The sequence below is a fragment of the Parabacteroides vesiculifaciens genome, assembly GCF_049860805.1.
Taxonomy (GTDB): Bacteria; Bacteroidota; Bacteroidia; order Bacteroidales; family Tannerellaceae; genus Parabacteroides.
Genome location: NZ_CP187555.1, coordinates 3,260,910 through 3,272,468 on the forward strand (window position 1 = coordinate 3,260,910; position 11,559 = coordinate 3,272,468).

Below are 11,559 nucleotides of genomic sequence, written 5' to 3' on the forward strand. Positions count from 1 at the left end.
TTAAAAAATTCATATTACTAATCAGTCTATTACTTTCCATAATTAACCTCAACATCCTTTTCGCTCCAAGCTGCCTTAACAACCGTAACTTGCAAATCGTTCTGCTCTACACGAACATTCAATTTGTAACGATAACCATGTTGCAACGTGACCGGGTTTCCCGACCCGTCTGTTAAATCTTTCCAGTTCAACACGTAAGTAGTTTCGCCACCTGCTTTGGTTGAAGCGGCTTTTGTCGTAGTGACATCCTCGATGATATCATCGTACCAAGTAATAGCATAGCTATTGATATTATCCGCCGTAAGTTCTGGTGCACCGCTCCATCCGTTGTTGCCACGCGTTTGCATCAAAATGCCATATACATATTTCGCACTAACCGCCGTTTCGGTTGAAGAACCGGGGGTAGATAAACTTGTATTTCCGGTAATCGTTAATTTCAACGGCACTTCATCCGGATATTCATACGTATAAAAAGAGGTATTTACAGCGATATTACCATCCAAGTAAGGAGAGCTTGCCAGATTATTGCGCTCTGCACCCGACATCAGAATATTAGTCTTACCATTTATTCCCTCTATTGCGATATTTGTCGGGGTAAAACCACCCTCAGAACCTCCACTTGTTTCCGTTTCATAAGTCACGACTTTCTTACGGACGATTAGGAGGCGGTTTTGGTAGTAGCAGGTGCGTTCCATTTTTTCATATCCCAACCTATCAACTGTTTTTTTATAGTCAGAAATCAAGGCATCATAATATGCTCCAAAAGTTAAGACTTCATCCCAATTTGAATAATACTCCCTTGTAGCAATCAGATTAAATGATTCTGTCTTATCCAAATATACACCTTTTTTCAATTCAAGATCCCCACTCCAAATCACACTTTCCTCAATCCTACCTTTAATCAAATTCAGAATCGCATCCCCCGGTAACGTTGAGCAATATTCATAACCTTCGATTTCTTCACGGTTTGTCCCCGCAGCAGCCTTTGTTTCAACTCCAATCGTTCCAAAGTCGATTCGTGCGGAAAGCTGAGTCAGCGGAACGGTAAGGGTAATTGTCGTACCTTTTACCAAAGCCGCCGCATCGCTTTTTCCTGCTTTGGCCAGTTTATCAGCCTCAAAAGACTGAGTATCAATGGCTGTCTTTGTCGCATCCACATAGTCCGAATAGTTATCATAACCGGAAAGCGTTGTATATAATGAACTCGCATTAGCGATAACCATAGCATATACTTTCTTATCAGCACTTAGGTTACGTAAGTAAACATCATTGAAATCAACTTTATATCCTGGTTTGCTATCAATCGTTACAGCTGTCACATCAGAAGAAGCGGTAGCAGCAATCGTTTTATCCGCTATTTTAATATTCGTTTTCGCATCAAAGATTGCCACATAGAAATCATTGATCTTTATCTCATCCGCCGTTGCAATCGCATAGCCATCATCCGTCGCCGGACTGTCAATCGCTTTTGTCGAAACATCCCCCACCGAAAGGACTACAGAAAGGGCTACATCCCCTTGTTCCTGCTCTCCAATCAATTCTTCGGATGTGCAGGAGAACAACCCCAACACAGCCAAACTTATTCCACTTACTAATTTTACTATTCTCATAATATTTTGTATTTTACCCGTTAACATTAATTATTTGAAGGTTTAAGGACGATGTCATAAGAACCGCCTTCTTTCCAGTCCTGCGTATAACATTGCACGGCAACGTTGGCTACATTATTCGTGATCTCAACGTTTATGCGATATAGATAACCGGCTTTGACTGTTTCAGAATAACCGTTTCCTGATGTATCAGGTGTTTTAACCGAGAAAGAAATCGTTTGATCTTTGCCGTCTCCATTTACATACGGAATCGTGATCATCGTTGCATCTGCCGTATTCTGATAAGTGTAAAAACGATATCCCATAGGGTTGGATTGTTCTTTTTCCTCTGCAGACATCTTGTTATATCCCGTTAAATAAGATGTGTAGCTTCTGACTTTGGAATTGGCCTCACCTGCATTCAACATAGTGTTGACAATCTGCCCTCCCTGTTTTGGAGTACCTAACTGGATATCCTTTACTACTGCTCTCGTTGCGGATGCACTATTAGCCGTTTCGCTATCAAAGGAATAGTTTCCTTTTGAATCTTTAATCTTAAACGATGCGATCTCGATAGCAGCCGCCCGAAGTGCCAACGTAATATCAGCGTTTCCACATTTTACTTCACCGCCATTACAGTTAAACTGTGTTGTCTTGTCAGAAGACTGATAACCATTGGGATGGGTTGCATCATACGGATGGATTTCTCCTTCTCCGACCTTGATAAAATCAGATAGAGAGTTGCCCTCGTCGTTTGCATTTTTCCCTATAACAGAACTCTTTAAAGTGCTCAAAGATGTTGCTTTTGAGAATATGTTAGTTTCAAAATAAGATCCGTTATCATTTTTCATCCCGACAACATAGACTTTCAATATCGGTTGATTATTCTTCGGCACCTTAACGAGGATATGCTTCGTTAAAGTATATTTTCCATCGGAAAACTCCATGTCTGCACTTGTATAATGTCTACTACCAATAATAGCATTATCATCTGCCACAAAGACAAAACAATGGTTGACAGCCATTTCGTTATTTTTAACATCATTATCAGTACCATCAGTCGGCCCGCTTACAGAAGAAGATTTGGTAACTAATTCAGTTTTCGATGAAATATTAAATTGAAGGGCAGCATAGACTTCTTCTCCATCTACCGGATTCATTCCATTATCATTCTGAGCGATATCGTCTTCCATCGAACAAGAAAACATGGCTACAAGGAACCCTATACCTAATGCGATGTTTTTCAGTTTCATATTGTTTATCTTTTTATTGTTTTTATCTTACTTCCAATTCTTCCTATAATTGACATAGTTCTAATAGAACTTAGAGTAAGAAAAGCTGAAAAACAAACAGTTACGGAGAGTTTTAGATAAGCATATAGAAAAGCGAAACTGGCTTAAGTACTGATTTACAAAACAAAAAAACGACATAGTCCTATTAGAACTATGTCGTTTTTATCACTGTTTTAACTTTACATTGCAAAAATATACCAGATAAATAAGAGAGATAATAGGCACAACTTTCATCTTTAAGGGGTAAATGTGGCAATCAATCAAATTGAGAGAGATACCCCTTGAAACGATAGATTTACTGTAATAGAAGAAAGAATAGGGTTCATAGCGTTTCTAAGGTTCATAGGGCTTATAGCACGACTATCAAAATGTCACTACCATCCCATCAAAATAGGATTACTACCCCATGTATTTGGAATTAGTAGTAAGGGTAATATTTTTTAACATTTCTATTTGACATATAACGCCCTCTTTTCTCTGTCTAAATGACAAAGAAGGATCATCTCGTTTTCGGTATGCCGGAGTAATAAATATTTACCGGAACATGTATCCCAACGACAACGTCACATTGTTCTGATAAAGGGAAGATTCGCCTTCGCGCTCTATGGCACGGCGATCCAGCGTACCGCAAAGGGCACCGATGGAAAAGAAGTAGCGGCTGTAATCCACGCGCAAGCCGACATTGACACCCAAGTCAAATGTTTTCAAGTCGGCTTCTTTGTTTTGGCCGAAATGGATGTCGACGTTCTGGTTTTCGGTTTTCATCTTTCCAAAGAGAGAAAAGTCGAGAGCCGGACCGGCGTAAACGCCCAATTGTACATCGTTTATAATAAAGGTATAGGCTAAGTTCACCGGAACCTGGATAGAATAGTAACTGCATTTATTGAAAGAATTCTTTGCACCTTCCACCTGCGGATTGGAATAAAAAGAACCTCCCTGGTTCGTAAACGCCAGTTCGGGACGCAAGGATAAACCTTTATATAAATGTATATCGGCAAGACCGGCTAAACTAAAACCAAAACGGGCGCCGGCGTTATAGGTACCTTCGACTTTTTGCACCAGAGAAGAATAAGCACCACCTGCACGTACACCGAAAGTAACCTGGCTGACTGCCGGCATAATCATCAACATTGCCAAAAAGGCGATAAATATAATTTTTCTCATATTGCTAACCTCTGCTTTATCAAAAGCAAAGATAGAATTTTTCAGCCGGATTATAACAGCCGATAGAATAAATTTATAAAATAACCCGTATCTTTATAGGCCGAAATAAAAAGATTAAGAATTGATATGGAACCGTTTATACATCTGCACGTACATACCCAGTATTCCCTGCTGGACGGACAAGCATCGATCGACGCTTTGATTGACAAAGCGCAAAAGGATGGTATGCCGGCAATTGCCGTTACCGACCACGGTGTGATGTTCGGGATAAAAGAATTCTTCAACAAGGTATCCAAGAAAAACGGCAAGCCGTTAGGAGCCATCAAGGATTATGAGAAAGAACTGAAGGAACTGAAAAGTAAAACGGAACTGACTGCGGAAGAGCAGGCCCGTGCCGGAGAGATACCCGCTAAGATCGAAGAAGAAAGGAAAAAGATATTCAAACCGATCTTCGGTTGCGAGTGCTATTGCGCCCGCAACGGACGGCTTAGCAAACTCGCTTCGCAGAACGACCGGAGCGGATGGCATTTGATCGTGCTGGCTAAGAATCTGAACGGATACAAGAACCTGATCAAGATGGTTTCCCTCTCCTGGACAGAAGGGTTTTACGGACGTCCGCGTATCGACAAGGAACTTCTGGAAAAATATCACGAAGACCTGATCGTATGCTCCGCCTGTATCGGTGGGGAAATTCCGCAGCATATCCTGAACGGACGGATGGACAAGGCGGAAGAATCCATCCTTTGGTTCAAAAACCTGTTCGGAGAAGATTACTATCTGGAAATACAACGGCACGAGACACATGATCCGAACGCCGCACAGGATGTTTACCCCCACCAGGTAACGGCCAACAAGGCGATTCTGGAACTGGCGCGTAAACACAACATCAAGGTTATCGCAACCAACGACGTCCACTTTGTCAACGCGGAAGATGCCGAAGCGCACGACCGCCTGATCTGCCTCAGCACGGGAAAGGACCTGGACGATCCGAACCGTATGCGCTACACCAAACAGGAATGGATGAAGACGACTGCTGAGATGAATACCATCTTTTCTGACATTCCTGAAGCCCTTAGCAACACGCTGGAAATAGCCGACAAGGTGGAATTCTATTCCATCGACCACGGCCCTATCATGCCTACCTTCGCCATCCCGGAAGATTTCGGAACGGAAGAAGGATATCGCCAGAAATTCACCGAACAGGATTTGTTCGACGAATTCACCCGCGATGAAAATGGAAACGTTGTCTTAAGCGAAGAAGCGGCCCGCGACAAAATAAAGAAATTGGGGGGCTACGAAAAGCTATACCGTATCAAGCTGGAAGCAGACTATCTGAAAAAGATCACATACGACGGTGCAAAGGTCTGTTACGGAGATGACCTGAACGACGAGGTCAAGGAACGGTTGAACTTCGAGTTGCATATCATGAAGACGATGGGTTTTCCGGGCTACTTCCTGATCGTGCAGGACTTTATCCGTGCCGCCCGTGAAGAACTGGGCGTTTCGGTCGGCCCCGGCCGTGGTTCGGCTGCCGGTTCGGCTGTTGCCTACTGTTTGGGGATTACCAAGATCGACCCGATCAAGTATGACTTGCTGTTCGAGCGTTTCCTGAATCCGGACCGTATCTCCCTCCCCGATATCGATACCGACTTCGATGATGACGGCCGGGGGGAAGTGCTTCGCTGGGTAACGGAGAAATATGGAGCCGAACGTGTGGCGCATATCATCACCTATGGTACGATGGCTACCAAATCGGCTATCAAGGATGTCGCACGCGTACAGAAACTCCCGCTTTCCGAATCGAACCGCTTGGCTAAACTCGTCCCGGACAAGATTCCGGATATGAAGAAGTTCAAGCTGAAAGATGCGATCAATTATGTGCCGGAGCTGAAAGAGGCGGCTACCGGGAACGATCCTCTGGCGCGTGACACCCTGAAATATGCCCAAATGCTGGAAGGCAACGTACGCAACACGGGGGTACATGCCTGCGGCGTCATCATCGGGCGTTACGATATATCGGATGTCGTACCTGTCAGCACGGCAAAAGACAAAGATACCGGCGAAGAGATGCTCGTCACCCAATACGAAGGTTCGGTTATCGAAGAGACCGGTTTGATCAAGATGGACTTCCTGGGACTGAAAACATTGTCCATTATCAAGGAAGCTATCGAAAACATCCGGTTGACGACGGGCCATGAACTGGATATCGACCATATCAGCCTGGAAGATCCGGCAACCTACAAACTGTATTGCGACGGAAAGACAACAGGGACATTCCAGTTTGAATCCGCCGGTATGCAAAAGTATCTGAAAGAACTGCAACCATCCAAATTCGAGGATTTGATTGCGATGAACGCCCTGTATCGTCCGGGACCAATGGATTATATCCCTTCTTTCATCGCCCGTAAACAGGGAAAAGAGGAAATCAAATATGATATTCCTGTCATGGAACGGTATCTGAAAGACACGTATGGCATTACCGTCTACCAAGAACAGGTCATGCTCCTGTCCCGTTTGCTGGCGAACTTCACCCGTGGCGAGAGCGACGCCCTTCGTAAAGCAATGGGTAAAAAGCTGATTGAGAAGATGAACCACCTGAAATCCAAGTTCATGGCAGGTGGGAAAGCGAATGGCTACAAAGAAGAGACCTTAAATAAGATATGGGCCGACTGGGAGAAATTCGCTTCATACGCTTTCAATAAGAGCCATGCGACCTGCTACTCATGGGTGGCCTACCAGACGGCTTTTCTGAAAGCGAACTATCCGTCTGAATATATGGCTGCCGTCTTGAGCCGGAGTTTGTCTAACATTGTGGATATCACAAAGTTTATGGACGAATGTAAAGCGATGGGTATTCAGGTTCTGGGACCGGATGTGAACGAATCGATCCTGAAATTCAGCGTAGATAAAGATAAAAACATCCGCTTCGGCCTGGGGGCAGTCAAAGGTGTCGGTGAAGCCGCCGTACAAAATATTATCGACGAACGGAAGAAGAACGGTCCGTACAAAGATATCTTTGATTTTGTAGAACGCGTCAACCTGACAGCCTGCAACAAGAAAAACATCGAATCGTTGGCATTAGCCGGCGCCTTCGATAATTTCGGCATTCAACGGGAACAGTTCTTCACCGAAACCGGGAAAGGGGAAATATTCCTCGAAACGCTGGTTCGCTATGGCAATAAGTTCCAGACAGACAAGAGTACAGCAACGAACTCTCTGTTCGGAGGAGATGCTTTTGTCCCCATCGCCAAGCCGGAGATTCCCAAATGTGAACGCTGGAGCGACCTTGAACGCCTGAATAAGGAAAAAGAACTGGTCGGCATCTATCTTTCCGCCCATCCATTGGATGAATACCGTATTATACTGACTTATGTATGCAATACCGGCATGGCGGAAATAAACGACAAGGAAAACTTAGTAGGGAAAGACCTGTTATTCGGAGGTATCGTTACGGATTTCCGCGAAGGGATGACCAAGAAAGGGAACCCATACGGCATTATCAAAATAGAAGATTTCACCGGTAGCGGAGAAATAGCATTGTTCGGTAAAGATTTTGTCGATTACAGCAAATTTGGCAAACGCGGTATGTATTTGTTAATCAAGGCACGTGTGGAAGACCGCTACAATTCCGGCCGTTTGAGCCTATCTATCGGATCCATACAGTTGCTGCAGGAAGAGAAAGACCGCCTGATCGAAAAGATCAGTATCACGGTCCCGATCCATGACCTGGACGAACCGACCGTGAATGAACTGTCGACCTTGATTAAAAACAATCCGGGCCAAAGTCTGTTATATTTTAAGGTGGTTGACGGCGAGCACAATATCATGCAGAATTTTTTCTCGCAAAACATACGGCTCAATGTCACACGCAACTTAGTCGAATTCTTGCAAATGAACGAGAATATGGATTTTAAAATTAACGGGTAGTATTTGTACGGTATAAAAGAATTTGTACTTTTGCAACAAAATTCGAATATATAATTCATAATTAAAGATATGGCACTACAAATTACAGATGCAAATTTTGAAGAGTTGGTAAACTCTGGTAAGCCTATGGTTCTCGACTTCTGGGCTGAATGGTGTGGTCCTTGCCGCATGGTCGGCCCGATCATTGACGAACTGGCTACCGAATATGAAGGCCGTGTAACAATCGGTAAAATGGATGTAGACAACAACAACGACGTGGTTGCACAGTTTGGTATCCGCAACATCCCGACCGTTCTTTTCTTCAAAGACGGCAAGGTTGTGGACAAACAGGTAGGTGCTGCTCCTAAAACTACATTCGTATCTAAAATCGAAGCTCTTTTATAATTTAATAGCACGAAGCATTTCGCGCTTTCCAGGGGGGCCGGGTATTCTTTCGACAGAATATCCGGCTTCTTTCATCATGCGCCTGACGACACCTTTCGCACAATAGGTCGTCAGAAGCCCGCCTTCGGTCGTATGGGCATACAACCGGTTGAAGATTTCCTGGTTCCACATCTCCGGCTGCTTATCAGGAGCAAACGCATCGAAATAGATCAGGTCGATCTGTTCCGGCAAACCGCACGTATTACTGTCTCCTTGTATTTTATGCAGTTCAAAAAACTCCGTGACCCGGACTGAAGTATTCCATTCCGCCCCGTGCAAGGCACGGAAAACATCTTTTCGTCCGCCACAAATGATTTCTCCGTAATTCAGGCTCTCGATTACATCGATATCCAAAGGATAGAGCTCAACCGAATAGTAATGTATTTTTTGTTGATGCGCTTCAGCATCCAATAAAGTCAGAAAGGCATTGAGCCCGGTGCCAAAACCTATTTCCAGGATTGTGATCTCCTCCCGTTCCAGACGGTGCAACCCGGCTTCAATAAAGACATGGCGCGATTCCTGTACGGCACCGTTCACAGAATGATAGTGCTCGTCCATTTCGGGGATAAAAAGCGTATGGCTTCCATCTGCCGTCAGTTGTAATTCCCGTTTGATATGATTCGTTGCGTTCTGCATATATTTTTATAATATGCCTGCAAAGGTAAGTTTTTACTCCCGGTTTTTATATATCTTTGTGATCATAACAAGAATCAAGGATGACCAAGAAATTCATTTTTCTTTTACTCTTGCTGTTTACGGGTTTACAGATTATTCAAGCCCAACAAACATACTCCATAAAAGGTATTTTAAAAGATGCTGCCAATGGTGAACCAGTAAGTTTTGCCAATGTAGTTATCTGGAATACGACAAAAGGAACTGTCACTGATTCGATCGGCCAATTCGAGATTACCGGGGTTGCTCCCGGAAGCTATCGCCTGCAAGCCTCCTTCATTGGCTATAAACCAACAGTCACGGCTGAATTCAGAATTTCCAACAAAGATATGTTTTTCCCTATTGAGCTGGAAGAAAGCAGTGAAAGCCTCCAGGAGGTAAGTGTCGTTGCCTCCCCATTCCGCAAAACAGCTGAAAGCCCGCTCGGACTACGTGTAATCGGCTTCAAAGAGATCGAGAAAAGTGCCGGAGGCAACCGGGACATATCACGAGTCGTACAATCTTTTCCAGGTGTAGCATCAACGGCTGCCTTCCGAAACGACTTGATGGTCAGAGGTGGAGGGCCGTCTGAAAACCGTTTCTTTCTCGATGGCGTAGAAATACCCAATATTAACCACTTCTCCACGCAAGGTGCTTCGGGCGGACCTGTCGGGATCATTAATCCGGACTTCATACGCGAAGTCAATTTCTATTCAGCCGCCTATCCCGCCGCACGTGGAAATGCTCTCAGCTCGGTTCTCGACTTCAAGCTACAGGATGGCAACAAAGAAAAGTTTTCACTTCGAGGAGTAATAGGAGCTTCGGATATCGGTTTTTCAGCCAATGGCCCAGCCGGGAACAAGACGACTTACCAGGTATCCGTTCGCCGTTCATACTTGCAATTTCTGTTTGATATGATCGGACTGCCCTTCCTACCGACCTTTACAGATGCGCAATTCAAGGTGAAACATACATTCAACCGGAAAAACGAACTGACGATTTTAGGATTGGGAGCTATCGACGATATGAAGCTCAATACGGGAATGGAAGATATGAGTGAAAAGAACCAGTACATTCTGGCCTATCTCCCGGTTGTCAAGCAAAAAACATATACGCTGGGAGCGGTTTATAAACACTACTCCGGCAAAAACATTTATTCGCTGATTGTCAGCCGGAGTCAATTAAATAACCGGAATACCAAATACAAAGATAATGACGAAAGTTCGGAAGAGAACCTGACACTCAATTATCGCTCGGACGAGACCGAAAATAAGCTGCGCAGTGAAAATATATTCCGCTTCCCCCTTTTCCGGCTGAATGTCGGTGGGAATCTCGAATATGCGACCTATACCAACCGCACATACCAGAAGCAGTTCACCACAAGCCCCAAAGTAATCAACTATCACACCGATCTCGGGCTTTTGAAATGGGGGCTTTATGCCACAGCCATATATGAAAGCGACAACGAGCGTTTTACCGCGTCTTTAGGTGTACGGGCAGACGCCAACGATTATTCATCGGAGATGAACAACCTCCTGGACCAGCTCTCCCCTCGCCTCTCCCTTTCCTACCGTCTGTTTGGAGCGGTCTATCTGAACGGGAACATCGGCAGGTATTACGAATTGCCTCCTTATACAGTTCTCGGATTCAAAGACAACCAAGGCAATTATCTGAATAAAGCCAACCGCTTGACTTATATCCGAAGCGACCAGGCAGGACTCGGGCTGGAATATCGCCCTTCCTCTTATCTGAAATTCTCCGCTGAAGGCTTTTACAAGAAATACGACCAGTACCCGATGTCATTGATAGATAGCATTCCACTTGCCTCCAAGGGCACGGATTACGGGGTTTTAGGAAACGAAGCGGTCAACTCGACCGCTACCGGAAGAGCATACGGCCTCGAACTTACCGGACGATGGTATAACTACAAAGGGCTGACTTTTATCGCCTCTTACACTTACGTCCGCAGCGAGTTCAAGGATGGGCGCGGAAGCGGGAAATACATCCCGTCAGCCTGGGACAACCGCCATCTTTTTACATTCAGCGGAACCTATGCATTACCTAAAAACTGGGATATCGGAGCCAAATTAAGGGTAGTAGGCGGCGCGCCTTATACTCCATATGACGTTGAAAAAAGCAGCTTAGTCGAAGCTTGGGACGCCAGCGGCAGCCTTTATTACGATTACAGCCGTTTCAACAGTGAACGGCTAAAGCCTTTCACACAACTGGATATCCGGATAGACAAGACCTTCTATCTGAAAAAGTTCATGTTGGGAGCTTATATTGACTTGCAAAATATCCTGAATTCCAAATATAAAGAACAAGATGTGTATATCAAAACAGGTAAAATCTTAAATCCTGAAGCTCCCCTCGATCAACAACGCTATGAATTAAAGTCAGTGGAACGTCGTACCGGCACCCTATTACCCAGTATAGGGATCATGATCGAATTTTAGAAAAGTATTGATTTATGCAAGGTTATATCAAATAATTCCTATTTTTGCATGCGGGAT

7 protein-coding genes are annotated in these 11,559 nt (G+C 44.5%); 3 read left to right on the forward strand and 4 right to left on the reverse strand.

The features are described from left to right. Window positions 1-29: 29 nt before the first annotated feature. The 3 genes from ACPYIV_RS13195 to ACPYIV_RS13205 form a co-directional block, all read right to left on the reverse strand. On the reverse strand, window positions 30-1,610 hold the full coding sequence (locus ACPYIV_RS13195) for a hypothetical protein (RefSeq protein ID WP_301703631.1): 1,581 nt from the start codon (window positions 1,608-1,610) through the stop codon (window positions 30-32). Between the two features lie 26 nt (window positions 1,611-1,636). After that, window positions 1,637-2,842, reverse strand: a complete 1,206-nt coding sequence (locus ACPYIV_RS13200) for a hypothetical protein (RefSeq protein ID WP_425883407.1) — start codon at window positions 2,840-2,842, stop codon at window positions 1,637-1,639. 573 nt (window positions 2,843-3,415) lie between these two features. Then, window positions 3,416-4,045, reverse strand: coding sequence for a porin family protein (locus ACPYIV_RS13205; protein WP_293733025.1), 630 nt, complete (start codon window positions 4,043-4,045; stop codon window positions 3,416-3,418). A 126-nt stretch (window positions 4,046-4,171) separates the two neighbouring features. Here ACPYIV_RS13205 and dnaE point away from each other — a divergent pair, with 126 nt between their 5' ends. Together dnaE and trxA are read left to right on the forward strand one after the other, a co-directional pair. Further along, window positions 4,172-7,972 (forward strand): DNA polymerase III subunit alpha, encoded by a 3,801-nt coding sequence (dnaE, locus tag ACPYIV_RS13210; RefSeq protein ID WP_293733026.1) that lies wholly within the window; start codon window positions 4,172-4,174, stop codon window positions 7,970-7,972. Between the two features lie 69 nt (window positions 7,973-8,041). Beyond that, on the forward strand, window positions 8,042-8,356 hold the full coding sequence (trxA, locus tag ACPYIV_RS13215; protein WP_005637649.1) for a thioredoxin: 315 nt from the start codon (window positions 8,042-8,044) through the stop codon (window positions 8,354-8,356). Here the strand turns inward: trxA and mnmD are convergent. Next, window positions 8,351-9,031, reverse strand: a complete 681-nt coding sequence (mnmD, locus tag ACPYIV_RS13220; RefSeq protein ID WP_293733027.1) for a tRNA (5-methylaminomethyl-2-thiouridine)(34)-methyltransferase MnmD — start codon at window positions 9,029-9,031, stop codon at window positions 8,351-8,353. The genes trxA and mnmD overlap by 6 nt on opposite strands. 80 nt (window positions 9,032-9,111) lie before the next feature. On the opposite strand from mnmD, the gene ACPYIV_RS13225 reads away from it, so the two are divergent. Further along, the gene (locus ACPYIV_RS13225; RefSeq protein WP_293739065.1) at window positions 9,112-11,502 is read left to right on the forward strand and encodes a TonB-dependent receptor; all 2,391 of its coding nucleotides are present in this window, start codon (window positions 9,112-9,114) and stop codon (window positions 11,500-11,502) included. The last annotated feature ends 57 nt before the right edge of the window (window positions 11,503-11,559 follow it).